Source organism: Pseudomonas sp. 8BK (genome assembly GCF_902506475.1).
GTDB classification, from domain to species: Bacteria; Pseudomonadota; Gammaproteobacteria; order Pseudomonadales; family Pseudomonadaceae; genus Aquipseudomonas; species Aquipseudomonas anguilliseptica.
The window spans coordinates 2,595,998-2,617,980 of record NZ_LR733252.1 but is presented as its reverse complement, the minus strand read 5'-3'; the positions used below and the strand labels follow the sequence as shown (position 1 = coordinate 2,617,980).

21 protein-coding genes are annotated in these 21,983 nt (G+C 61.6%); 11 read left to right on the top strand and 10 right to left on the bottom strand.

Annotated elements, in window-relative coordinates; translation table 11 throughout:
• Nucleotides 1-39: 39 nt before the first annotated feature.
• From ACIN8IBEIGE_RS12065 to ACIN8IBEIGE_RS12055, 3 genes are all read right to left on the bottom strand, one after another.
• Nucleotides 40-1,467 (bottom strand): mannose-1-phosphate guanylyltransferase/mannose-6-phosphate isomerase, encoded by a 1,428-nt coding sequence (locus ACIN8IBEIGE_RS12065; RefSeq protein WP_160014839.1) that lies wholly within the window; start codon nucleotides 1,465-1,467, stop codon nucleotides 40-42.
• A 117-nt stretch (nucleotides 1,468-1,584) separates the two neighbouring features.
• Nucleotides 1,585-2,895: a nucleotide sugar dehydrogenase gene (locus ACIN8IBEIGE_RS12060; protein WP_160014838.1), complete on the bottom strand. Its 1,311-nt coding sequence runs from the start codon at nucleotides 2,893-2,895 to the stop codon at nucleotides 1,585-1,587.
• A gap of 503 nt (nucleotides 2,896-3,398) precedes the next feature.
• Complete coding sequence (locus tag ACIN8IBEIGE_RS12055; protein ID WP_160014837.1) at nucleotides 3,399-3,794, bottom strand: YkgJ family cysteine cluster protein; 396 nt, start codon at nucleotides 3,792-3,794, stop codon at nucleotides 3,399-3,401.
• A gap of 244 nt (nucleotides 3,795-4,038) precedes the next feature.
• On the opposite strand from ACIN8IBEIGE_RS12055, the gene ACIN8IBEIGE_RS12050 reads away from it, so the two are divergent.
• The 7 genes from ACIN8IBEIGE_RS12050 (at nucleotide 4,039) to ACIN8IBEIGE_RS12020 (ending at nucleotide 13,441) form a co-directional block, all read left to right on the top strand.
• Nucleotides 4,039-7,629 (top strand): DUF2339 domain-containing protein, encoded by a 3,591-nt coding sequence (locus ACIN8IBEIGE_RS12050; protein ID WP_160014836.1) that lies wholly within the window; start codon nucleotides 4,039-4,041, stop codon nucleotides 7,627-7,629.
• Nucleotides 7,626-8,996: a DUF3999 domain-containing protein gene (locus ACIN8IBEIGE_RS12045; protein WP_160014835.1), complete on the top strand. Its 1,371-nt coding sequence runs from the start codon at nucleotides 7,626-7,628 to the stop codon at nucleotides 8,994-8,996. Before ACIN8IBEIGE_RS12050 ends, ACIN8IBEIGE_RS12045 begins: the two co-directional genes overlap by 4 nt.
• Nucleotides 8,997-9,190: 194 nt before the next feature.
• Nucleotides 9,191-10,834 carry a histidine kinase N-terminal 7TM domain-containing protein gene (locus tag ACIN8IBEIGE_RS12040; RefSeq protein ID WP_160014834.1) on the top strand — a complete coding sequence of 548 codons (1,644 nt, stop codon included), beginning with the start codon at nucleotides 9,191-9,193 and terminating at the stop codon, nucleotides 10,832-10,834.
• 92 nt (nucleotides 10,835-10,926) lie between these two features.
• Nucleotides 10,927-11,934, top strand: coding sequence for a class 1 fructose-bisphosphatase (locus ACIN8IBEIGE_RS12035; RefSeq protein ID WP_160014833.1), 1,008 nt, complete (start codon nucleotides 10,927-10,929; stop codon nucleotides 11,932-11,934).
• Between the two features lie 3 nt (nucleotides 11,935-11,937).
• Nucleotides 11,938-12,555 (top strand): DUF924 family protein, encoded by a 618-nt coding sequence (locus ACIN8IBEIGE_RS12030; protein WP_160014832.1) that lies wholly within the window; start codon nucleotides 11,938-11,940, stop codon nucleotides 12,553-12,555.
• A gap of 68 nt (nucleotides 12,556-12,623) precedes the next feature.
• Nucleotides 12,624-12,878 carry an outer membrane protein assembly factor BamE gene (bamE, locus tag ACIN8IBEIGE_RS12025; RefSeq protein WP_090379433.1) on the top strand — a complete coding sequence of 85 codons (255 nt, stop codon included), beginning with the start codon at nucleotides 12,624-12,626 and terminating at the stop codon, nucleotides 12,876-12,878.
• Nucleotides 12,878-13,441 (top strand): lipocalin family protein, encoded by a 564-nt coding sequence (locus tag ACIN8IBEIGE_RS12020; RefSeq protein ID WP_160014831.1) that lies wholly within the window; start codon nucleotides 12,878-12,880, stop codon nucleotides 13,439-13,441. The genes bamE and ACIN8IBEIGE_RS12020 overlap by 1 nt, the downstream gene beginning before the upstream one ends.
• A gap of 7 nt (nucleotides 13,442-13,448) precedes the next feature.
• Here the strand turns inward: ACIN8IBEIGE_RS12020 and ACIN8IBEIGE_RS12015 are convergent, their stop codons facing one another.
• Nucleotides 13,449-13,895 (bottom strand): DUF2141 domain-containing protein, encoded by a 447-nt coding sequence (locus ACIN8IBEIGE_RS12015; RefSeq protein WP_160014830.1) that lies wholly within the window; start codon nucleotides 13,893-13,895, stop codon nucleotides 13,449-13,451.
• Nucleotides 13,896-13,926: 31 nt separating this feature from the next.
• Here ACIN8IBEIGE_RS12015 and ACIN8IBEIGE_RS12010 point away from each other — a divergent pair, with 31 nt between their 5' ends.
• The 4 genes from ACIN8IBEIGE_RS12010 to ACIN8IBEIGE_RS11995 are packed head-to-tail and all read left to right on the top strand — an operon-like array spanning nucleotide 13,927 to nucleotide 17,429.
• Entirely contained in the window at nucleotides 13,927-14,844 is a 918-nt protein-coding gene (locus tag ACIN8IBEIGE_RS12010; protein ID WP_160014829.1) for a dialkylrecorsinol condensing enzyme, read from the top strand.
• A gap of 19 nt (nucleotides 14,845-14,863) precedes the next feature.
• The gene (locus ACIN8IBEIGE_RS12005; RefSeq protein WP_160014828.1) at nucleotides 14,864-16,030 is read left to right on the top strand and encodes a beta-ketoacyl-ACP synthase III; all 1,167 of its coding nucleotides are present in this window, start codon (nucleotides 14,864-14,866) and stop codon (nucleotides 16,028-16,030) included.
• Nucleotides 16,027-16,434 (top strand): hypothetical protein, encoded by a 408-nt coding sequence (locus ACIN8IBEIGE_RS12000; RefSeq protein WP_160014827.1) that lies wholly within the window; start codon nucleotides 16,027-16,029, stop codon nucleotides 16,432-16,434. The genes ACIN8IBEIGE_RS12005 and ACIN8IBEIGE_RS12000 overlap by 4 nt, the downstream gene beginning before the upstream one ends.
• Nucleotides 16,431-17,429, top strand: a complete 999-nt coding sequence (locus tag ACIN8IBEIGE_RS11995; protein WP_160014826.1) for a BtrH N-terminal domain-containing protein — start codon at nucleotides 16,431-16,433, stop codon at nucleotides 17,427-17,429. The genes ACIN8IBEIGE_RS12000 and ACIN8IBEIGE_RS11995 overlap by 4 nt, the downstream gene beginning before the upstream one ends.
• A 73-nt stretch (nucleotides 17,430-17,502) precedes the next feature.
• Here the strand turns inward: ACIN8IBEIGE_RS11995 and ACIN8IBEIGE_RS11990 are convergent, their stop codons facing one another.
• Genes ACIN8IBEIGE_RS11990 through ACIN8IBEIGE_RS11965 form a run of 6 tightly spaced genes read right to left on the bottom strand, consistent with a single transcriptional unit; the run spans nucleotide 17,503 to nucleotide 21,897 of the window.
• Complete coding sequence (locus ACIN8IBEIGE_RS11990; RefSeq protein ID WP_160014825.1) at nucleotides 17,503-18,060, bottom strand: hypothetical protein; 558 nt, start codon at nucleotides 18,058-18,060, stop codon at nucleotides 17,503-17,505.
• Complete coding sequence (locus ACIN8IBEIGE_RS11985) at nucleotides 18,051-19,175, bottom strand: beta-ketoacyl synthase N-terminal-like domain-containing protein (protein ID WP_160014824.1); 1,125 nt, start codon at nucleotides 19,173-19,175, stop codon at nucleotides 18,051-18,053. The genes ACIN8IBEIGE_RS11990 and ACIN8IBEIGE_RS11985 overlap by 10 nt, the downstream gene beginning before the upstream one ends.
• Nucleotides 19,172-19,438 carry an acyl carrier protein gene (locus ACIN8IBEIGE_RS11980; protein ID WP_160014823.1) on the bottom strand — a complete coding sequence of 89 codons (267 nt, stop codon included), beginning with the start codon at nucleotides 19,436-19,438 and terminating at the stop codon, nucleotides 19,172-19,174. Before ACIN8IBEIGE_RS11980 ends, ACIN8IBEIGE_RS11985 begins: the two co-directional genes overlap by 4 nt.
• Nucleotides 19,420-20,616: an ABC transporter permease gene (locus tag ACIN8IBEIGE_RS11975; protein WP_160014822.1), complete on the bottom strand. Its 1,197-nt coding sequence runs from the start codon at nucleotides 20,614-20,616 to the stop codon at nucleotides 19,420-19,422. The genes ACIN8IBEIGE_RS11980 and ACIN8IBEIGE_RS11975 overlap by 19 nt, the downstream gene beginning before the upstream one ends.
• Nucleotides 20,613-21,497 carry an ABC transporter ATP-binding protein gene (locus ACIN8IBEIGE_RS11970; protein ID WP_160014821.1) on the bottom strand — a complete coding sequence of 295 codons (885 nt, stop codon included), beginning with the start codon at nucleotides 21,495-21,497 and terminating at the stop codon, nucleotides 20,613-20,615. Before ACIN8IBEIGE_RS11970 ends, ACIN8IBEIGE_RS11975 begins: the two co-directional genes overlap by 4 nt.
• Nucleotides 21,490-21,897, bottom strand: a complete 408-nt coding sequence (locus ACIN8IBEIGE_RS11965; RefSeq protein ID WP_160014820.1) for a beta-hydroxyacyl-ACP dehydratase — start codon at nucleotides 21,895-21,897, stop codon at nucleotides 21,490-21,492. Before ACIN8IBEIGE_RS11965 ends, ACIN8IBEIGE_RS11970 begins: the two co-directional genes overlap by 8 nt.
• Nucleotides 21,898-21,983: the final 86 nt, after the last annotated feature.

Sequence of the window (21,983 nt, the reverse complement as noted above, 5' to 3'; positions counted from 1 at the left end):
CGAGGCGTTGTGCCATGCGGCCCTTGAACAGGGCCTTGATTAGTTGACCGTGGTGTCGGTACGGCCGTAGACGTCTTCGAAGCGCTCGATGTCGTCCTCACCCAGGTAGCTGCCCGACTGCACCTCGATGATTTCCAGAGGAATCTTGCCGGGGTTGGACAGGCGGTGAATGGCTGCGATGGGGATATAGGTCGACTGGTTTTCCCAGAGCAGAAATGACTTCTCGTCGCAGGTCACCCGCGCCGTTCCCGATACCACAATCCAGTGCTCGGCCCGGTGGTGATGCTTCTGCAGCGAGAGGCTGGCGCCCGGTTTGACGACGATGCGTTTGACCTGGAAGCGGTTGCCGCTGTCGATGGAGTCGTAACTGCCCCACGGGCGATAGACTTGGCAATGATTCTGCGCTTCCGTGCGGCCCTGGGTGGTCAGAGTGTTGACCAGCTGTTTGACGTCTTGCACGCGATCCTTGTGCGCGACCATGACGGCATCCTTGGTCTCCACCACCACCATGTCATCCAGGCCAACTAGCGTTACCAGCTTGCTTTGGCTGTGCACCAGGCAGTTGTGACTGTCATGCATCACTACATCGCCAGCATGACTGTTGCCGTTGCTGTCCTTGTCTCGCACGTCCCACAACGCTGACCAGGAACCGACATCGTTCCAGCCGGCGGCGAGTGGCACGACACAAGCGCGATCAGTCTTTTCCATCACGGCATAGTCGATCGAGTTATCCGGGCAGCATGCAAAAGACCCCGGATCGATACGGATGAATTCCAGGTCGGTCTTGCTGCGACTCAGGGCCAGTTGGCAGGTGTCGTAGATGTCAGGGTCATGGCGCTGCAGTTCTTCCAGATACCGGCTGCAGCGGAACAGGAACATGCCGCTGTTCCAGAAATAGTCGCCTTGTGCGACAAACGCGGTGGCGGTGGCCAGATCGGGCTTTTCGACAAACTGTTCAACTTGCAGCGCCCCGGCAGTCAGTCCGCTTTTGGCGCCGCCGGTTTTGATGTAGCCATAGCCTGTTTCTGCGCGCTCGGCCGGTACGCCAAATAGCACCATCTCGCCCTGTTCCGCCGCTTTGCGGGCCACGCCCAATGCCGTATGGAAAACCTGCAGGTCTTCAATCACGTGGTCGGCGGGCAATACCAGCAACAACTCGTCACGGCCTTCGGCGAGCAGGTGCATCGCAGCAATCGCTACGGCCGGCGCAGTGTTTCGACCGAAAGGTTCGAGCAGAATGCTTTGCGCCTTGCAGTCGATGGCAGCGAGTTGCTCGCTGACAATAAAGCGATGCTCTTCATTGCATACCACGATGGGTTTGCCCATGCCCTCAAGCGCCAGGCGCTTGAGGGTTTGCTGGAGCATCGTGGCGCTGCCGGTCAGGGCCAGGAACTGCTTTGGATAGAGTTTGCGCGAGAGCGGCCAGAGCCGGGATCCGCTGCCTCCGGATAAAATCAGAGGAATCATGTTGTCACTCCTTGTAACCATCGATTCAGATCGTCAGGGCAGTAGCGTTGGCAATGCGCCGCAGTCGAGCTGGCGGCACCTGTAACGGCGCCGCCTTTAATGTTGTTGATTGTTGGCTTACCAGCAGATGCCTTCCTTGGTCGCACTGGTGGTGTGTTCCATAAAACCGACCAGGTCGAGGATCTGTTTGTCGTCACCGGCGTTCTGCAGCACGTCAGCGAAACGTGCATCGCCGTTGCCGATGATCAGCACGTCGGATGCCGACACCACCTCGTCAAGTTCCTTGCACAGCAGTGAAGACACGTGGGGAATCTTCGACTCGATGTATTCCTTGTTCGCCCCGAAAACCCGGGCGTATTCGACGTTGCTGTCGAAAATTCGCAGCTCGTAGCCCTTGCCGATCAGCATCTCGGCCAGCTCAACTAAGGGGCTTTCGCGCAGGTCATCGGTGCCGGCCTTGAAGCTCAGACCGAGCAGGCCGATCTTGCGTTTGTCGTAGCTGGCGACCATGTCGTAGGCGCGCTGCACCTGGGCCCGATTGCTCGGCATGATGGAGGCCAGCAGCGGGTGCTCGACATCCATCTGGCCTGCGCGGTAAGTCAGGGCGCGGACGTCCTTGGGCAGGCAGGAACCGCCAAAGGCGTAGCCTGGGCGCAGGTAGTAGCGCGACAGGTTGAGCTTGTGGTCCTGACACACCACATCCATCACCTCACGGCCATCGACGCCGCATGCCTTGGCGATGTTGCCAATCTCGTTGGCGAAGCTGACCTTGGTCGCATGCCAGACATTGCAGGTGTACTTGATCATTTCCGCGACTTCGATCGACTTGCGGATAATGGGTGCATCCAGCTCGCTGTAGAGCTCTTGCAGCAGGTCACCGGACTGTTCGTCCAGTTCACCGATAACAGTCATGGCCGGGAAGTCGTAGTCCTTGATTGCCGTGCTTTCGCGAAGAAACTCAGGGTTGGTGGCGACGCCAAAGTCGATACCCGCCTTCTTGCCGGAAGCGGCTTCGATCAGGGGAATGACTACATTGTTGACGGTGCCCGGCAGGACGGTACTGCGTACAACGACGGTATGGCGGTCCTGCTTGTTGCGCAGCGCTTCGCCGATCTGTTTGCACACGGACTCCATATAGCCGAGGTCGAGATCGCCATTGCGTTTGCTTGGCGTACCGACGGCGATAAAGGACAGCTCACTGGCCAACACTGCAGCGCCTACGTCCGTCGTGCCGCGTAGCAGGCCTGACTTGACGCCAGCTTCGAGCAGCTCGGCAAGGCCAGGTTCAACAATAGGAGATTTGCCTTGATTGATCAGGTCGATCTTCGGTTGTGATACATCGACCCCTATGACCTCATGTCCGCGCGCCGACAAACAACCGGCACAGACAGCGCCCACGTAGCCCAATCCGAAAATACTGATTCGCATAGATCCCTCTCTCAATTAGTGAACAGTCGGCTTAAAGCATTGCCAACTTCCATATTCATTAGTACGCCGGGAAAGTTTCTTAATCATGACTGTTCGTGATTAAGGGGCGGTGATAACTGAACTGGCGCGGATACTAAGTTGGCTGTTTTGGCTCTTCAAGCAAAACATGAACCAATGTGCTGTTATTTTTAATATGCAACTTTCAAATTTATTTTTATGTTTAAAAACAATAACTTATAATTAGATGTTTTTAAGGCGCCAAAAAATAGTTATCAATATTGGTGTTAAATTTATGGCGCCATAAAAATAGCGCCGTTTGTGCGCGCTAATACTTCATTGCAAGTTTCGTTTGCGCGGAAGTTGTGCGTTTTCGCACTTTTCGGCGGCGCAGAGAGGCCTGAGCTGGTTAAGCTGGCAGTAGAGTGGTTGGAGGCGAGGCGAGGCGAGGCGTGCAGGGCTGGGGCGGCAACAGTTGTTGTCGCCCACGCAATCTGGGGAGGGGGTTAGTTCTTTGGCTTGTACGCGCAATAGCCCGGGCGTGGGCCGATCTTCGGGTGGTTGCGACAGGTGTCCGGGCGCTTGTCGTAGATGGTGCACAGGCGGGTTTTACGGTCGAGGTAATAGCAGTCGTTGTTGCTCATGCGGGTCAGGGTGAAGATGCCCGACTTCTGATGGAAACGTTCGACGATGCCGTCTTTCTGCAGGCGCTTGGCGATGTTCTTCAGCGGCTCGCTGCGTTCGAACTCATCAACCACGCCGATACGGATCAGGTCATTCAGCCGCGCCTCGACTGGCAGTGTGCAGCAGCTGGACATGCAGCTGTGGCACATATCGGCGGTGTATTTGGCCCAGGTTTCCAGGCGGTCGAGTTCGGCGGCGGCAATCAGGTTGTTTTTCATCGGAGCAGGCATGCATCAGTTATGCGGCGCGCGATGATAGCGGCCTTAGGGCGTTTGTGAGTGATTATCTGCCGGCTGGTCATAGTTTGTGCGGTTGGAGCCAGGCTGATTTCTTACTGTGCTGTGATGCGTGCGGCGTACGTCTCTCTGGGTATGCACCGGTCGGGCTCCTATACTGCTGCGCAGTTTGCGCCGGGTGCCGGGCAACGGGATGTTCGGGTTTAGCTGAATAGGAACGCGCTGCATGCAATGGATCTTCATGCTGGTCGGGTTGGTGCTCGGAGCCTTGGCGGATGAGACGCTGACTGCTTCGCTACTAGGGGCGCTGGTTGGTCTGGGCTTGGGCCAGGCGCTTAAGCTGCAGGGGCTGGAGCGTGAAAACGCTGAGCTTACGGCGCAACTCAAGGCGTTCTCGCAGCGCTTCGAGCAAGGCACTGCGGCGCTGTATGCGCGCTTGCTCAAGCTGGAGCAGGGCGCCACACCTGCTTCTGAAGTGCCGCCCGTGGCGGAACCGCTCGGTTCCGTTGCCGAGTCTGCACCTGAGCCCATCGTCACTGCCCAAGCGGCCCCGCCTGAGCTGGACTGGGCCCTGGATTTTGTCCTGCCCGAACCCGCTCCCGAGCCTGTCACTGCTATGCAGGCTGCGCCTGAGCCCGCGGCCGCGCCGATCGAAACGCCGGCCGCTACACCCTGGAAGCCTACTGAACCGCGTCAGCCAACCTTGCTTGAGCGAGGATTCACGGCGGCAAAGGACTGGCTGCTGGGCGGCAATACTGTATTACGTGTCGGCGTGGTGCTGCTGTTTCTCGGTCTGGCCTTCCTGCTGCGCTACGCCACCGAAGGTGTGGTGGTGCCGGTGGAGTTGCGCTACGCCAGTGTCGCCGCCAGTGCAGTGGCCTTGCTGGGCCTGGGCTGGTGGCTGCGTCTGCGTAACCCCAACTATGCCTTGATGCTGCAAGGCACCGGGATCGCCGTGCTGTACCTGACGGTGTTCGCGGCCATGCGCCTGCATCCGCTGTTGGACCCTGGCATGGCGCTGGGCCTGCTGGTGCTGGTGACGGTGTTTTCGGCGATTCTGGCGGTCAAGCAGAATGCCCTGGGGCTGGCCGCTGCAGCGGCGTTGGGCGGTTTTGCTGCGCCAATCCTGACGTCTACCGGCAGCGGCAATCATGTGGCGCTGTTCAGCTATTTCGCCCTGCTCAATGCCGGCATCTTTGCCATCGCCTGGTTCAAGGCCTGGCGCCTGCTCAACCTGATCGGTTTTGTCGGCACCTTCGGCATCGGCTTCGCCTGGGGTATCCGCTCCTACACGCCGGAACTGCTGTGGAGCACCGAGCCGTTTCTGATTCTGTTCTTCCTGATGTACGTAGCCATCGGCCTGCTGTTTGCCCGGCGCAAGCTGCGCGAAGCGCTGGATGCGCCTGAAGAGCGTGATCAACTGCTGCGCTGGGCGGCGCGCAAGGGCGACTATATCGACGCCACGGTACTGTTCGGCCCGCCGCTGGTGGGTTTTGGCCTGCAGTTCGCGTTGGTACAGCATATCGAGTTTGCCGCCGCCTTCAGTGCCTTGGTGTTGGGATTGTTCTACCTAGCACTGGCGCGGCTGCTGGTCGGTCGCACCGGTGATCGTGCGGCACTGCTGGTGGAAACCTGTCTGGCGCTGGGCGTGGTATTTGGCAGCCTGGCGATACCCTTGGGTCTGGATGCTCGCTGGACCTCGGCCGCTTGGGCGGTTGAAGGCGCGGGTATCTTCTGGATCGGCCTGCGACAGCAACGCAGCCTGGCCCGGGCGTTTGCCTTGCTGTTGCAGGTGGGTGCGGCGCTGGCGTTTGCCATCGGCTTGCGCGCTGGTGAGCTGACTCTGCTGGACGGCGCGCCGCTGGGCGCGTTGATGCTCGGCGTGGCCTTGCTGTTCAGTTACTGGCAGCTGCGCCAGGACACGCAGCACGCCAATCACTGGGAAGTGCGCGGCTTGCCGGTGCTGGCCTGCGCTGGACTGGCCTTCCTTTATCTGATTGCCCCCCTGTTGTTTGCTGCCCAAGGCACGGCGATCAGCTGGGCGCTGGCCGGTTTGCTGACCCTGTGGCTGGGCCTGCGCATACAGGCGCGCTGCTTCCTGTTCAGCGCCTTTGCCGTGCAGTTGCTTGGCGGGGTGGTGTTTATGCTGGATATGGCCGGCAATGCGGCCACCGGTATGGGCGGCTTCTCTGCCGGTTGGCAGGGCTTGCTGACCTCGTCCTTGATCGGTTTCGGGCTGATCGCCGGCATGCTGCTGGCGGCGCGTGATCCGCAGGTCGGCGCGGATCGCCGTCTGCTGCGGGGGCTGTCGGTGGTGCTGCTGGTCGGGCTGGTATTTCTCAATCTGGCGGTGCTGTTCGTCCTGCCCTGGGCCACGGCCAGCGCGGTATGGGGCGGTAGCGGGCTGCTGATCATCTGGCTCAGCCTGCACCTGCAGCAGCGTGCCAGTTTTGTCTTCGGTCTGTTGTTGCAGGTGCTGGCGGGGCTGGTGTTTCTCGCGGTCAGTCCGCTGCTACTCGGCCAGTTGTCGGCCGAAGGGCTGCAGCCACTGGCGCATATGGATTTCTGGACGCCGCTGGTGCTCGGTGTTGCCGCTTTGGTTGGCGCCTGGCGTTTGCAGCAATTGGCGCGGCGCGAAGCGCCCAGTGCCCTGGGTAATTTCAGTTTGCTTGGCCTGGCGCAGCTGCTGCTGGTATGGGGGGCGGCCTGGTGGGCGCTGGCGCTGAGCAGCGAAGTGCTGCGCTTTGTGACGCCTGAGTGGCAGAGCAGTGCCTTGCTCGCGGTGTTGGCGGCTAGCGTCGCCCTGGCGGCATTCCTTGCACCGCGTACACGCTGGGCCGAACTGGCGCTGCTGTGTTGCCTGCTGACACCGCTGGCTGGCGTGGTGCTGCTGCACGCCTGGCATCTGCACTATCACCCGGCGGCGCAGTTCGGCTGGCTGGCCTGGGCGCTGCTGTTTGCCGTGCACTTCTGGGCGTTGCGACGGTTGGCCGCGCAGCTGCCAGCGGGCGCGCTGAGCGCCGCCCATGTGCTCGGCTGCTGGTTGCTGCTGGGCGTGCTGGCGCTGGAGTTGCGCTACCTGCTGCTGGCCCTGTCTGAGCATTACAACGCCTGGCGTTGGCTAGGGTGGGCGCTGCTGCCGAGTGCCTATCTGTGGCTGATGGCGTTGCCGCGTCGTTGGCCTTGGCCGTTGTCGGCCTACCCTCGGGAATACCGCTTGCTGGCGGCAGCACCACTGGCGTTGCTGATGCTGGGCTGGTTCTGGCTGGCCAACGTCGCCAGCGCCGGGGATGCCGAGCCGCTGGCCTACCTGCCGCTGCTCAATCCGCTGGAGTTGGGTTTGTTGTTTGCTCTCGGCGCGGTGTTTGCCTGGGCGCGCATGGGCCTGGCTGAGCTGGGTGTGGAAGGCGTGCGTAGCCAGTGGCTGACTCAGGCTGTGGCGGGTGCTTCGCTGTTCGCTCTGCTGACTGCTATGGTCATGCGCACCGTGCATCATTGGGGGGGCGTGCCTTATCAGCTGGATGCGCTGCTCGATTCGATGCTGGTGCAGGCCGGTCTGTCGATCGTCTGGACGCTGATTGCCCTGCCGCTGATGGTGCTCGGTAACCGCCGTGGTCGGCGTGAACTGTGGCTGATCGGGGCGGCATTGATCGCGCTGGTGGTGGCCAAACTGTTCTTCGTCGAACTGGGTAATCGCGGTGGCCTGGAGCGCATCGTGTCGTTTATTGGGGTGGGTGTATTGCTGCTGGTGGTGGGCTATTTTGCCCCGCTGCCGGCACGCAAGGCGGATGCGGATCAGCCGCAGGAGCAAGCATGATCAGTCGTTTTATTCCTCGCGCATGCTGTGCTGCGTTTCTCGGTCTGCTGTGCAGCGCCCCAGTCCTGGCACAGGAGCAGCCGGGCGACTATGCCGTGCAACTGCCGCTGAACCTTAGCGGTGAAGGCCCCTGGTATCGCCTGGATGTACCGATGGCGCTGCATTTCGCTGCACGCTATGGAGATCTGCGTGACCTGCGGGTGTTCAACGGCGAAGGCCAGGCCCTGGCTTACGCGCTGGTGGCGGGGCAGGGCGAGTCGCGTGAAAGCCAGCAGGAGCAGGCGGTGAAGTGGTTTCCGCTGTATGCCGAACAAGGCGACAGCGGCGCCACGCCAAGCCTGCGGGTACAGCGCAGTACCAGCGGTACACTGATCGAGCTGCGCGATGAGACCGATAGTGCTGTCCAACCGGCCTTGCTGCGCGGCTGGCTGTTGGACGCCAGCGCATTGCAAGAGCCGCTGGTGCGCTTACAGCTGGACTGGAGCGGCGGCCAGGATGGTTTCCAGCGCTTCAACATTGAGGCCAGTGATGACCTGCAAGACTGGCAGCCCTGGGGCCGTGGTCAGCTGGCGCGCTTGTCTTTCGGCAGTGAGCGTATCGAGCAGCGTCAGGTCGAGTTGCCGGGGCGCAAGGCGCGCTACTTGCGTCTGCTCTGGCAAAGCCCGCAACAGGCGCCGCAGCTGACGGCCGCTAGCCTGCTCAGTCAACGCAGCGACAGCCTGCCGGCGCCGCTGGTGTGGTCGCAGCCGCTGGCGGCGACGCGCAGTCCTGATGGTGAATATCAGTGGCAACTGCCCCTGGCCTTGCCGCTGGAGCGTCTGCATGTAGAGCTCAGTCAGGCCAACAGCCTGGCGCCGATCCGCGTCAGCGGTCGCCGGGAAACCAAGGGTGCTTGGCAATCACTGGCTCAGGGTCTGCTTTATCGGCTGCCGGAAGAGGGTGTGGAAATCCGTCAGGATGAATTGCCATTACCCGGTTGGGCGGTACAGCAGCTGCGTTTACAGGTGGATGAACGGGGTGGTGGTTTGGGCGTTGAGCCGCCGCAGATCAAGGTGGCGGTGCGTGCCACTCAGCTGGTGTTCCTCCAGCGCGGCAGCCCGCCCTATAGATTGGCACTGGGGCGAGCAGGAGCGCAGTCGGCGGCTTTACCGCTGACCACCTTGATTCCTGGCTATCAGCCGCAGCGTCTGCAGCAACTGGGCACAGCCGAAGCGCAGTTGCAGGCTGAGAACCTGGCGCAGCAAGAGCAGGCCGCAGCGGGTGAGCGTGACTGGAAACGCTGGGGCTTGTGGTTGGTGCTGTTACTTGGGGTAGGCTTATTGGCACTGATGGCGGTCAGCCTGTTGCGTCGGCCGAGCGCCGAATAGAGCCTGCTAACAGAAATAAAGCCCAGCTGCCTAACGAATTTTGCAGTATGGTTGGCATCTTCAATTGATTGGCGTTTGAGGTCAGGAAGGCCCTTGCGTATTTCTACAACGCCCCGTATTCGGGTGATTCCCGTGTGTTTGCCAGGCTCGATTGGCAAACGCGCTGAGCCGTTTTCCTTGGCAGTGCCCTACCGATGAACGCTTGCGGTGATTCCGGCTGGGCGCTCAGTGGGCCGGTGATTCTGACCTCAGTGGTCTGCATCGGTGTGCTGCTGTTGGCCCACTGGGTTACGCGGCAACGCTATTTTCCGGGGCGCGAGAGTTTTATCGTGCTGCACTTGGCGAGCCTCTGGTGGTTGCTTGCCGCGAGCCTGGAAATGTCTGCGCAAGGCGCGCAGTGCAAGGTGTTCTGGGCCACCATGGCCTGGCCGGGGATTCTGGTGGTGCCCACCTTCTGGGCGGTCTTCCTCTGGCAATACGTCAACAGCGTGCGCCAACCGCTACCGCTGCGCAGCACCCTGAGTTTGGCCGTGGTGCCGGTGCTGATCTGGCTGATGGCCCTGAGCAATCCCTGGCACGGTCTGTTCTATGGCGCGGGTACGGCGCCACTGAGCGATGAGCCTGGCGCGCCGATTCGCTATCAGCACGGGCCGCTGTTCTACGCCGCCGCCGCTTACGTTTACCTGTTTATGACCTTCTGCATGGGCGTGGTGCTGCGTGCAGCCATAGTCAGCTATGGCGTGCATCGGCGGCATTACTTGGCCTTTGTCTTCGTCACGGCAGTGCCCTGGGTTGCCAATATCAGTTACGTGGTGTTCGGCTGGATGCTCTTTGGCTTCGATCCGACGCCGTTCAGTTTTGCCTTTACTCTGGTGGCCTTTGCCTGGCTGATTGTCGGTGTGCGTCTGTTTGACCTGCTGCCGGTGGCCCGCCATCTGCTACTGGATGCCTTGCTCGATCCGGTGCTGGTGGTCGATGCACAGTTGCGAGTGATCGAAGCGAACCCGGCCGCATTGAAACTGGCGGGGTTACGCAGTGGTTGGCAGGGCCGGCAGCTGGCCGACTGGCCGATTCTCGGCGCGGATTTGCAGCAGCTGCTGAGACAGCAGGTTCAGGGCGAGCATGAGCGCCTGTTGACCCTGGCCAACTCGGCGCGATATTTCGAGGTGCGCATCCGTGCCATTGAGCGGGTAACCCATCGCGGGACTCTGGTGCTCGGGCAGATGCTCTACCTGCGTGATGTCACTCAGCGTCATCTCAGCGAACTGAAGCTGGCCGAAGCCCTGGCCCTGAGTGAGGAGCGCCTGCGCACCATCACCACGCTGCATGAGAAGCTGCAGGAGCAGGCGCTATGTGACCCGCTGACTGGGCTGTACAACCGGCGTTATCTGGACGAATTCTTTGCCCGTGAGCTGGCCGTGGCGCAGCGCGAGCGCACGCCGATTTCCCTGGCGCTGATTGATCTGGATCATTTCAAGCAGCTCAACGATGAATATGGCCATCTGGAAGGCGACGATGTGCTCAAGGGCGTGGCCCAGCACCTGCTGGAGAACTTGCGCAGTTCGGACGCGGTATTCCGCATCGGGGGTGAAGAGTTCCTGTTGATCCTGCCGCGCGCCGATGCCCCTGAGGCGCGTGCGCGTCTGGAAACCATCTGCCGCGAACTGGCCGCACACCCTCTGCCGACCCGTGGCGGCGCACGCTATGTGACACTGTCTGCGGGCCTGGCGCTGTGGCCAGAACAGGGCTTGGTACTCGATGAGCTGATGCAGGTGGCCGATGCTGCGCTCTATCAAGCCAAACATGCGGGGCGCAATAGGGTCTGCAGTCTGGCTTGAGGGGCCGGCAACTCCTTCCATCCAGTGCTAAAGCGCTTTCCCCGCTAAAAGGGTAAACTGCGCGCGATTTTTCTTCCTTCCCGGAGCCATCCATGTCCCGCGTTACCCTCAGCCGCTACCTGATCGAGCAGACCCGTTGCAACAACACCCCGGCCGATCTGCGTTTCCTTATCGAAGTGGTCGCACGGGCCTGTAAGGAAATCAGCCATCAGGTCTCCAAGGGTGCTCTGGGCGGCGTGTTGGGCAGCATGGGCACCGAGAACGTGCAGGGCGAAGTGCAGAAGAAGCTCGACGTGATTTCCAACGAAATCCTGCTGGAAGCCAACGAGTGGGGCGGTCACCTGGCCGGTATGGCGTCGGAAGAAATGGACAACGCCTACCAGATTCCCGGCAAGTACCCGAAAGGTGCCTATCTGCTGGTCTTCGACCCGCTGGACGGCTCCAGCAACATCGACGTCAACGTTTCGGTCGGCACCATCTTCTCGGTGCTGCGCTGCCCGGACCGCAATGGTGCCGAGGGCGACCTGGGTGAAGAAGCCTTCCTGCAGCCGGGCACCGAGCAGGTGGCTGCCGGTTACGCGATCTACGGTCCGCAGACCATGTTGCTGCTGACCCTCGGTGATGGCGTCAAAGGCTTTACCCTGGATCGTGAACTGGGCAGTTTCGTGCTGACCCACGACAACATCAAGGTGCCGGAGTCGACCAAGGAATTCGCCATCAACATGTCCAACCAGCGTCACTGGGAGGCGCCGGTACAGCGCTATGTCAGTGAATTGCTGGCGGGTGAAGAAGGCCCGCTGGGCAAGAATTACAACATGCGTTGGATCGCCTCGATGGTGGCTGACGTGCATCGCATTCTCACCCGTGGCGGCGTGTTCATGTACCCACGCGACAGCCGTGAGCCTGAGAAACCGGGCAAGCTGCGTCTGATGTACGAAGCCAACCCGATGTCGATGATTATCGAGCAGGCTGGCGGTGTGGCCACCAATGGTACTCAGCGCATTCTCGATATTCAGCCGACTTCCCTGCACCAGCGCGTCGCAGTCTTCCTTGGTTCCAAGGAAGAAGTACTGCGCATCAGCGCCTATCACCGCGAGTAAGCGATGAACGCGCCCTGGCAGCCGTTACTCGAGTGGTGGTTTGGTGTGGCCGGCTGCAGCACCGGCATGACGGCTGCCGAGGTGGCTGCCAGTCGTACCACGTTGTGGTTCGGCAAGCAGGACCGTCAGGACGATCAGGCCCGTGAGCAGTTTGGCGCGCTGGTTGAGCAGGCTCTGGGCAACCAGCTGCAAGACTGGCAGCGCGAGCCTGAAGGCTGGCTGGCAAACTTGCTGTTGCTCGATCAGCTGCCGCGGATGATCTTTCGCGATACCCCGCGTGCTTTTGCCGGTGATCTGCTGGCTCGACCGTTGGCCCTGCACGGGCTGGCCCAGGGCTGGGATCAGCAATTGCCACCAATCCAGCGGGTATTTACCTATCTGGTGTTGGAGCACGCCGAAGATCTGGCGCTACAGGATCAGGCCGTGCAGCTGTTTCAGGTGTTGCGCGAGCAGGCCATAGTCGCCGAGCGCGAACTGTTTGCCGGCTATCTGGATTATGCCGAGCGCCATCAGCGAGTAATCGCGCGCTTTGGCCGCTTTCCCCATCGCAATCAGATACTCGGGCGCGTTTCCAGTGCGGAGGAATCTGCCTTTCTGCTGGAACCTGGCTCGCGCTTCTAGCATCCAAGCAGGCAAGCTCGGTATTGCTATGCCAAGCTGGTCTTGGTTCTTTCCTCAGGAGTTTCCCCATGTCTCTGCGTGTCGTCGCACTACTCGCCGGTTGCCTGCTGCTGGCTGCCTGCAACAAGATCAGTCAGGACAATTACACCCAGCTCAAGGCGGGCATGAGCAAGGATGAGGTCGAGAGCCTGCTGGGCAAGCCCGGCGAGTGCGCTGGCGCGCTGGGCATGTCCAGCTGTACCTGGGGCGATGAACAGCGCTTTATCAGCGTTCAGTACGCCGGTGACAAGGTCATGATGTTTTCCGGCAAGGGTTTGAAGTAATGCGCCTGCTGGCGGCGTTGGCCGCAGCGGCGCTGCTGGTGGGCTGCGCCAACTCCGGCACGGGTGTGGTGCCGCCGAGGACTGTCGAACAGGTCGATCTAACGCGTTATCAAGGCCTCTGGTACGAGCAGGCGCGTTTGCCGATGTTCTTTCAGCGCAATTGCGCGCAGTCCGAGGCGCTTTATGAGCTGCAGGAAGACGGCACTATCGGCGTGACCAATCGCTGCCGCACATACGATGGCGATATGCAGCAAGTACAAGGTCAGGCGGTGGCGCAGGTGCCGGGCAAGACCAATAAACTCTGGGTGCGTTTCGATAACTGGGCCAGCAGCCTGCTGCCAGGGCTGACCAAGGGCGAATACTGGGTGCTGTATCTGGATGATGGCTACCAGGCCGCGCTGGTTGGGCATCCCAATCGCAAGTACCTCTGGTTGCTGACACGTGATCAGGATGCCAGCGCGAAATACCTTGCGACGCTACTTGAAGAAGCGCGCAGCCGTGGTTATGACACCCGTGAGCTGATCTGGCGCCGTACGGCTGCTGAGATGGCTCTGCAGCGCTAGCTGCGGCTTATTTCTTGGCTTTCGGGCTCTGTAGGCGGATGTGCAGTTGAGTGTCCGCCGTACTGTGCTCGAATTGACTGTCACGCGGTGAGGGTTTGCCGTTGAGCAGTGGCGGGTTGGTCGAGAAGCCCACCGGCTCCAGCGGGATGCCGCGTCGCCCCTGATCGAGCTGGCCGTTGCCATTGCGATCCTGGTACAGCTGAATGGCATAGCGCCCAGGCGGTAGGTCAACCAGGCGCAGCTGGCCATCGTCATTTTGTTGCTGACGCAGCGGTTGTTCGGGCCAGCGTTTCTGCTCGCCGCTCACCAGTGCCGCATGTACGGTTCCCGTGGCTTGTATGCCCTCTACCGTGACCAGGATGTCGCCGGCCTGGGCCGATGAGCCGACCAGTAGCAGCAAGAGGCCAGTCTGATAGCCGGCCTTCTTTACGGTTTGAAGAATTCTCTGTGGCATAATCCGGGCATTTCGCAGGAAGTGGCTGGCGATGCGTCAGGTCTTGATCGTTCATTTTTCGCAAACTGGCCAGCTAGACAGGTTGGCGCAATCGGTATGCGAGCCTTTACAGCAATGCGGCGATATTCAGCTGGATTTTCTCCAGCTGCAACCCGCGCAACCTTACCCGTTTCCCTGGCCGTTTCTCGACTTTTTCCGGATTTTTCCGGAAACCGTGCTGATGCGTCCGCAGCCTCTGCTGCCGTTGGCGGTGGATGCGAGTAAACGTTATGACCTGGTGATCCTCGCCTATCAGGTGTGGTTCCTTTCGCCGTCGCAGCCAATGACTGCTTTCCTAGCCTCCCCAGAGGCGGCGCAGCTGCTCAAGGGCACGCCGGTGGTGACGCTGATTGGCTGCCGCAATATGTGGCTGATGGCCCAGGAAAAGGTCAAGAAACGGCTCACTGAGCTGGGCGCGCGGCTGGTGGACAATATCGCCCTGACGGACGCCTGCGGCACGGCGGCGAGTTTTCTGGCGACGCCCTTGTGGCTGTTTACCGGGCGGCAGAAGCCCTATAGCTGGGTGCCGCGTGCGGGTATCGATGAGGCGCAGATCGCTGCCGCCAGTCGTTTTGGCGTGGCCATGGCGCAACGTTTGACGGCCGATAGTCTGCCGGTTGAGCAGCCGATGCTCAGCGGCCTGGGTGCGGTGAAGATTGATGAAAAGCTGATCGCCAGTGAGAAAGTCGGTAATCGCAGCTTCCAGCTCTGGAGCCGTTTGCTGGCCGCTTTAGGCCCGCAGCAGAGCCGCCGCCGTGGTGCCGGGCTGGTCGTGTATATCCTGTTTCTGTTGTGCCTGATCGTCACTGTAGTGCCGCTCAGTGCCTTGCTTAAAAAGTTGTTGGCGCCGCTGCTAAAAGAGCGCACCCAGCGTGAGAAGGCTTACTTTGCCGGCCCGTCTGGCGAGTGAAGTGACCTGAGGAAGTCCCGTGGTACAACCTGTATTTATCAATCGCATTAGCGCCTTCCTGCCCCATGCGCCGGTCGACAATGAGCAGATGGAGGCGCGTCTGGGCCTGGTTGGCGGCAAGCCGTCGCGGGCGCGCAAGCTGATTCTGCGCAGCAATGGCATTCAGCAGCGCCACTATGTCATCGACCCGCAGACTGGCGCACCGAGCATGAGCAATGCCCAGGTCAGCGCAGCAGCGATTCGCGGCCTGCTCGGCGGCGATTTCCAGCTGGATGACCTCGACTGCCTGGTAGCCAGCAGCGCCTCGCCGGATCAGGTGATGCCTGGCCATGCGGTGATGGTGCAGGGCGAGCTGGGTAATCCGCCGTGCGAAGTGGTGTCCACCGCGGGTATCTGCCTGTGCGGCATGACCGCGCTGAAATATGCCTGGATGAGCGTGGCCAGTGGCGAAAGCCGCAACGCCGTAGCCTGTGGCTCGGAAGTGGCTTCGACCCTGATGCAGGCGAGCAACTTCAACGCTGAGTACGAGAGCCGTCTTGAGGAGCTGGAAACCCACCCGGAAATTGCCTTCGAGAAGGACTTTCTGCGTTGGATGCTCTCCGATGGTGCCGGTGCCGTGCTGCTGCAGGGGCAGCCGAACCCTACAGGCCTGAGCCTGCGTATCGACTGGATCGACATCTTCTCCTTTGCCGACCAGATGCCGCCGTGCATGTACGCCGGCGCGGAAATGGTCGACGGCCAGCTGCAGGGCTGGAGCCGCTATGAGGGCACTGAGCGCAACCGTCGCTCGCTGATGGCGATCAAGCAGGACGTCAAACTGCTGAACGACAATATCGTCAAGTACACCGTCGAAGAGACCCTGGCGCGGATCATGGCGCGCCGCGAGCTGCATGCCGAGGCGGTGGATTATTTCCTCCCGCACTATTCCTCGGAGTTCTTCCGCGAGCGGCTGTCCGTGGGCCTGGCCAATGCGGGCTTGCCGATTCCGCAGGAACGCTGGTTTACCAACCTGACCAGCAAGGGCAATACCGGCGCTGCGTCGATCTTTATCATGCTTGATGAGTTGTTCAATTCAGGTAGCCTGCGCAGCGGCCAGCGTTTGCTCTGCTATGTGCCGGAAAGTGGGCGCTTCTCCAGCGCCTTTATGCATCTGACAGTGGTTGGCCAGGACGGTGACAACACATGAAGCTTGATGAGGTTCCCCAGGATCACAGCTCTACTTACGGTGGCCACTGCAAACTGGTCTACGCGGTAGACGCCAGCGGCCATTATCAGGGCGCGCAGAGCGATGGCTGGGAGCCGGAAGCCTTCGCCACCCAACTGGCCGTAGCCGAGTTGCAGGAGCAGGAAGCCGAGGCCGAGGCCGGCTGGCAGCGCGGTGAACTGTCGCCGCTGAAGTGCCTGATGTATCGCTACCGCCTGGATGAACCGGCGCTGGCGCAGATTACCGGGCTGTGGCAGTGGCGCATTCGTCGGCATTTCCGTCCGGCGATTTACCGCAAGCTGTCGGCAGCCATTCTGGCACGTTATGCGGAGGCGTTCGGCCTGCCCGTTGAGCAATTGATTTCTTATCAGAAGGGCATGGCATGAGCAGTTTTCAGCATCAACAGAGCGCCCACTGCGAAAGCGGGGTGATGGCCAGCCTGTTGACCCATGCCGGTTTGCCGATGAGCGAGCCGATGGCCTTCGGTCTGGCCTCGGGCCTGGCATTTGCCTACCTGCCGATCGTCAAGCTCAGCGGTATGCCGCTGATTGCTTACCGCATGCCGCCCAAGCACCTGATCAAAACCCTGAGCAAACGTCTGGGTGCGAAACTGCATACCCGCACCTTCAGTGACCCCGAGCAGGGCCGTCGTGAGCTGGATGCGGCGTTGGACAGCGGTCGCCTGGCTGGGCTGCAGAGTTCGGTGTTCTGGCTGCCGTACTTCCCGCCGGAGATGCGCTTTCACTTCAACGCACACAACCTGCTGGCTTATGGCCGTGAGGGCAATGAGTACCTGATCAGCGATCCGGTGTTCGAAGAGCCGGTGCGCTGCGCCGCCGAAGACCTGCAGAAGGCGCGTTTTGCCAAGGGCGCACTGGCCGCCAAGGGGTTGATGTACTGGCTCGACGATGTGCCGCTGGAGCAGGACTGGAGCAAATTGATCCGCCAGAGTGTGCTGTCCACTACGCGGATTCTTGATGGCATGCCGCTGCCGTGGATCGGTATTCGCGGCATTCAGCATCTGGCGGGGCAGATCGACAAGCTCGATCCGGCGCAGAGCAAGTACAACCGCCTGTACCTGACCCATATCGTGCGCATGCAGGAAGAGATCGGCACCGGCGGCGCGGGTTTCCGCTTTATGTACGCGAGCTTTTTACAGGAAGCCGGCGAGAAGCTGGGTGACCACAACCTGCAGGACGCCTCGGCGCAGCTGACCGCCATCGGTGACAACTGGCGCCAGTTTGCCTCGGCCTGCGTGCGCGCCAGCCGCAATAAGGGCGAGACGCCGAACTTCGCGCCCATCGCCGACAGCCTGCGCAACATCGCTCTGCAAGAGCGCGGCTTGATGAAAGAACTGGCGGCCTGGAGCAAGCGCAAGTAGCGGCGTAGGGTGGATCGCGCTTTATCGATCCACCGATCAACGCCCTCGGTGGATGAAAACGGCGTCATCCACCCTACAGCTTGATTCGCTGTACCTCGGTGCCTGCGCTCAGTTCGCTAAAGCTGTTGGCGTAGGCGCCGGTTATCGCGCCCTCCAACAGCAGCGCCTGCACACAGAAATCTCCGCGCTCATCGCAAACCAGCAACAGTGCCTGCTCAATCAGGCCATCCTGCAAATCCAGATTGGCCAGTGCCTGCAATTGTGCCCAGGCCTGCTCGCCAGCACCGATAAACAGATTCGGTCCGTCGATACCCAGTTGTTGGGCGATATGAAAGCCGGCGGCGTTGCTTACGCTGTTCACGAACTCGAAGGGCTTGGGCTGTTTGTGCTGCACGCACACCGCCTCCAGCAGCGCGCCCATGGTGGCGCGGGCCGGATGCGCCGAGGCCAGGTACAGGCCGCAGTTGTTGCGTACCTGGCTCTTCAGCGGTGCGGCGGCCAGCAGGCATTGCAGAATCAGCCTGTCGATACGCCTTGGCGGGCTGTCCAGCCACTGGCCCAGGGCCGCTTTCAGCTCTTTATCGCTGGTGGCTGCCAGGCCGTGGACCTCGCTGGCGGCGATCACTGGCATGTTGTTTCTCCCGCCGTGCAGCCTTGCAGAACCAGGCTGGCGTTATTGCCGCCAAAGCCAAAAAAGTTGGCCAGCAGCAGGCTGTCGGCCGTCAGGCTCTGCGCTTCTGCACTAAAGGGCAGCAGGGCTTCGCCGGCGTAATCCACGGGCGGAAGTGGGCCCAGTTGCAGGGCCTTGAGCAATAGCAGGCTTTCGCTCAGGCCACAGGCGCCCAGGGTATGCCCGAGCCAGGGTTTGAGCAGGCTCAGGGCCGGCATGCGCTCGCCGTAGAGCAGGCGCATGCCGTTGCCTTCGGCTTCATCGTTGGCGCTGGTGGCGGTGCCGTGCAGTTTCACCAGGTCGATCTGCGCAGCCGTGCAATCGGCGCTGCGTAGGGCTTGTTGCATCACCCAGTTGATATGGCTGCCATCTTCACGGGTGGTGGTCAGGCTGCTGGTGTCGCAGGCGCTAAAGCCGCCGAGCAGGCGTGCCAGCGGTGCGTCACCCGGCTCGCGGCTGAGCAGTACGGCGGCATAGGCTTCGCCCAGCAGCAGGCCGTCACGCTCAGGGTGGAACGGACGGTATTGGCCGCTGGGACTGGTCAGCATCAGTGCGCCGAAACCCTGCATGGCGATGGCGCTGGGCGTCTCGAAACTCAGCACCAGGGCGCGGGCATACTGACCGGCATTGATCAGACGGGCGCCGTAGAGCAGCCCGTTGGCGGCGCTGGTGCAGGCGGTGTTCAAGGTAAACGCGGCGGCAAAGCCCCAGCGTTGGCGCAGCTGGTTGGCGAGTAGATCCAGTGGCGTCGAGTCTTCCGGACGGAACCCCTGCTGCTGGCTGGTCAGGGTTTCCAGTTCGCTGATATCCAGGCTAGTGCTGGCGACGATCAACAGGCAGTCATCAAGGGCCTGGGGATGTTCACCGAAGGTTTCGCTCAGCAGGCGATCCAGTCGCTCGTGCAGGTTCTCGCTGGTTCTAGCCGCGTATAGATACCTGCGCGGCTCAAGCACTTCATGCAGTACAAAGGGCTCGCCCTGGGGCGGCTGATCGCTTTGCAGGGCGCGGGCGGCGCTGTGCAGGTCTTCACCGAGGGCGCAGTGCAGGGCGGCGCGTTGCAGGTAGATCGGGGTCACTGCTGCTGCCTGATATAGGCGGCGATGCTGGCGATGCTGCCGAGTATACGGCGTCCATCCTTGGCGCCCTCAATACGCACTCCATAGTGCTGCTGCAGGGCCAAGGAGACTTGCAGGGCATCCAGGCTGTCCATGGCGATGCGGCTTTTGCCGCCGAACAGCGGCTCGTCGTCGCTGATGCTCTGCCAGTCGATATCGTCTTCCTTGTCGCACTCGCGAATCAGCAGTTGTTTGAGTTGTTGTTCTAGTAGTGAGTGGTCCATTGCGTGCGCTGTACTCGTCGGGTGAACAGAAGCAGCCCGGCCATGCCGCACACGGCTGCAAACAGCAGCAGGCGCGCGCAGTAGGGGGCGATGTCGGCCAGTGAGCCGTGGCCCACCAGCAGGGTGAGAAAGGCATCCAGTGCCCAGCTCATCGGGGAAACTTCGGCCAGCTGGGCCATGGCGGCGGGCATGACGCTTTTCGGCACCATGATCCCGCCAATGGCGGCCAGCAGGATATTGATGCCGCCGCCGAGCAGCAGCGCCTGTTCGCTGCTGCGCGCCAACGCGGCGAGCAGCAGGCCCAGGCTGCAGGTGGCAAGTGCCACACTGATAGCCAGCAGCGGATAGGCTGCGGCGCTGCCCGGCAGGCTGAGCGCCGGCAGGCCAAGCAGCGGTAGGCCGTAGATGCCAATGCCGAGTAGCAGCACGAATTGCAACAGGTTGATAGCGAAGTACGGCAGCAGTTTGCTCAACACCAGGGTGCCGAGGTTCAGGCCCAGGCAGCGCAGTCGCAGCAAGGTGCCGCTCTGCTGTTCGCGCTGAAAACCGCCGGCCATGGGCAGCACCACGAAGAACATGCCGAAGATCAACCAGGCCGGCACGCTCAGCTGGGTGGCATTGGCGCGGCCGCTAAGGTCGCCGCTGGCCAGCTGTTCCTGCTCATCGATCTGGCTCTGGGTGCGCTGCTGCACCAATTCCAAGCGCTCAGCACGGCTTAGTTCAGCATCGATCACGCCGCTGTCTTCCAGATAGGCCAGCAGCCGGGTCTGCGCCAGGGCGATGTTCACCGCGCTGTGCAGGCGTTGGCGCGAGAGTTTGTCAAACTGCGCCGGGAAGCTCAGGCTCGGCCCCTTGTGTGGGCTATCCAGCAGCGTTTCGGCAAAGTCAGCGGGCAGGCGCACGCGGGCCAGACGTTCGTCGCTGTCTGCGAGCAGCGTGCTGTCCGCCAGTTGCGCCTGCAGAGCATCGTGGAAGAACTGGCTGGCGTCGTCCTGCGGCGCTTGGATAATCAGGCGCAGTGCTGGCGGCTTGTCCTGCATATAGCTGGACATGGCCCCGGCCATCAGCAGCAGAAACAGGGTCGGCATGATAAAAAGCACCGCCAGCGCATGGGGGTCGCGCAGCAGCAACCGCACTTCCTTGAGCACCAATGCCAAGAGCCCCGCCCAGAGCCTCATAGCCGGCCTCCGTTCAAGCGCAGGTAGAGCTGTTCCAGCGACGGGCGGCCAAAGCGCAGCAGGTTGGGCAGGCCATCCTGGGTGGCGATAAATTGGGTGATTGCAAGCAGCTGCTGGCCATTCAGGGCTGCGATACGCAGGCCCTTGGGCAGCGCTTCGGCCGTCAGTTGCAGGTTCGCGAGCAGCTGGTTAAGGCCGGTAGGGGGAGCGTCCGGCCATTCCAGCAGCAGGCCATGGTCGTCGCCGAGCAGCTGACGTTTGTCCAAGTCCAGGCGTACCTGGCCTTCGTGCAGCAGCAGAATGCGCTGCGCCACCCGCTCGACTTCTTCCAGGTAGTGGCTGGTGTAGATCACCGCCTTGCCGTCGGTGGTCAGCTGCTCGACGGCGGTCAGCAAGTGCTGACGACTCGCCGCATCGACCCCCACGGTGGCTTCATCGAACAGATAGAGCTCAGCCGGTTGCAGCAGGCCGATGGCGAAATTCAAGCGCCGCTGTTCGCCGCCTGAGAGTTGCTCGCTGCGCCGCGTCAGCTTGTCTTGCAGGGCACAGATATCGATGCATTGCTGCAGGCGCTGGCGCCGTTCAGCGCCGCGCAGGCGATACAGGTCGGCAAACAGGTCGAGGTTCTCGCCCACCTTGAGTCCGGCGTAGAAGGCCAGCTGCTGCGGTACCAGGCCGAGCCTGGGTTGGCCATCCCAGCGCAGTTCGCCCTGTTGCAGCGCCAGCACGCCGCTAAGCAGCGAGAGCAGGGTGGTCTTGCCGGCACCGTTGCTGCCGAGCAGGCCGAGGCATTCGCCGGCCTGCAGCTGCAGGTCGATACCCTGCAGCGCGGCGCGGTTGCTGCCTGGGTAACTGTGGGTGACGTGGCGGAGCTCAAGCATGGATCAGTACCAGTAGTAGTTTGCCGTCGAGCAGCAGGCGCTGGTCGCTGTGGATACTAAAGGCATACAGCGCCCCCGCCGGGCTTAGCGCCTCTTGCTGGGCGCTGACCTGCAGCGCGCCGCTACGTTGCGTCGGTTCATGATGCAGCTGCAACTGCGAGAGCTTGCCAACCAGGGCCATTTCAATGGCACTGTCATCGCCGTATAAGGCACCATGCGCGGCGCACAACTGGGCCGCCGCCTCGAACAGCAGGCAAGGTGAGGCATTGGCCCCAAAGGTCTCGAGAAAGCGCCAGGCACTCAGGCCTTGGATGCTCAGGCGGTCATGCGCCAACAGACCATCCAGCCAGAGGGCTGGGCCCTGGTGGGGCAGCAGGCTGTGCAGTTGAGTGCGATCCATTGCGGGCGGCCGAGGTAAACAGGCCGGCAGTGTAACAGAGGGGCTGCAGGTCGCGTAGCGCCTGGCTTTGACGGACTATCGGGCGG

Excerpts from the sequence above, each read along its gene's own strand:
- ACIN8IBEIGE_RS12065 (WP_160014839.1), bottom strand. The coding sequence starts at position 1,467 with ATGATTCCTCTGATTTTATCCGGAGGCAGCGGATCCCGGCTCTGGCCG.
- ACIN8IBEIGE_RS12060 (WP_160014838.1), bottom strand. The coding sequence starts at position 2,895 with ATGCGAATCAGTATTTTCGGATTGGGCTACGTGGGCGCTGTCTGTGCC.
- ACIN8IBEIGE_RS12055 (WP_160014837.1), bottom strand. The coding sequence starts at position 3,794 with ATGAAAAACAACCTGATTGCCGCCGCCGAACTCGACCGCCTGGAAACC.
- ACIN8IBEIGE_RS12050 (WP_160014836.1), top strand. The coding sequence starts at position 4,039 with ATGCAATGGATCTTCATGCTGGTCGGGTTGGTGCTCGGAGCCTTGGCG.
- ACIN8IBEIGE_RS12045 (WP_160014835.1), top strand. The coding sequence starts at position 7,626 with ATGATCAGTCGTTTTATTCCTCGCGCATGCTGTGCTGCGTTTCTCGGT.
- ACIN8IBEIGE_RS12040 (WP_160014834.1), top strand. The coding sequence starts at position 9,191 with ATGAACGCTTGCGGTGATTCCGGCTGGGCGCTCAGTGGGCCGGTGATT.
- ACIN8IBEIGE_RS12035 (WP_160014833.1), top strand. The coding sequence starts at position 10,927 with ATGTCCCGCGTTACCCTCAGCCGCTACCTGATCGAGCAGACCCGTTGC.
- ACIN8IBEIGE_RS12030 (WP_160014832.1), top strand. The coding sequence starts at position 11,938 with ATGAACGCGCCCTGGCAGCCGTTACTCGAGTGGTGGTTTGGTGTGGCC.
- bamE (WP_090379433.1), top strand. The coding sequence starts at position 12,624 with ATGTCTCTGCGTGTCGTCGCACTACTCGCCGGTTGCCTGCTGCTGGCT.
- ACIN8IBEIGE_RS12020 (WP_160014831.1), top strand. The coding sequence starts at position 12,878 with ATGCGCCTGCTGGCGGCGTTGGCCGCAGCGGCGCTGCTGGTGGGCTGC.
- ACIN8IBEIGE_RS12015 (WP_160014830.1), bottom strand. The coding sequence starts at position 13,895 with ATGCCACAGAGAATTCTTCAAACCGTAAAGAAGGCCGGCTATCAGACT.
- ACIN8IBEIGE_RS12010 (WP_160014829.1), top strand. The coding sequence starts at position 13,927 with ATGCGTCAGGTCTTGATCGTTCATTTTTCGCAAACTGGCCAGCTAGAC.
- ACIN8IBEIGE_RS12000 (WP_160014827.1), top strand. The coding sequence starts at position 16,027 with ATGAAGCTTGATGAGGTTCCCCAGGATCACAGCTCTACTTACGGTGGC.
- ACIN8IBEIGE_RS11995 (WP_160014826.1), top strand. The coding sequence starts at position 16,431 with ATGAGCAGTTTTCAGCATCAACAGAGCGCCCACTGCGAAAGCGGGGTG.
- ACIN8IBEIGE_RS11990 (WP_160014825.1), bottom strand. The coding sequence starts at position 18,060 with ATGCCAGTGATCGCCGCCAGCGAGGTCCACGGCCTGGCAGCCACCAGC.
- ACIN8IBEIGE_RS11980 (WP_160014823.1), bottom strand. The coding sequence starts at position 19,438 with ATGGACCACTCACTACTAGAACAACAACTCAAACAACTGCTGATTCGC.
- ACIN8IBEIGE_RS11975 (WP_160014822.1), bottom strand. The coding sequence starts at position 20,616 with ATGAGGCTCTGGGCGGGGCTCTTGGCATTGGTGCTCAAGGAAGTGCGG.
- ACIN8IBEIGE_RS11970 (WP_160014821.1), bottom strand. The coding sequence starts at position 21,497 with ATGCTTGAGCTCCGCCACGTCACCCACAGTTACCCAGGCAGCAACCGC.
- ACIN8IBEIGE_RS11965 (WP_160014820.1), bottom strand. The coding sequence starts at position 21,897 with ATGGATCGCACTCAACTGCACAGCCTGCTGCCCCACCAGGGCCCAGCC.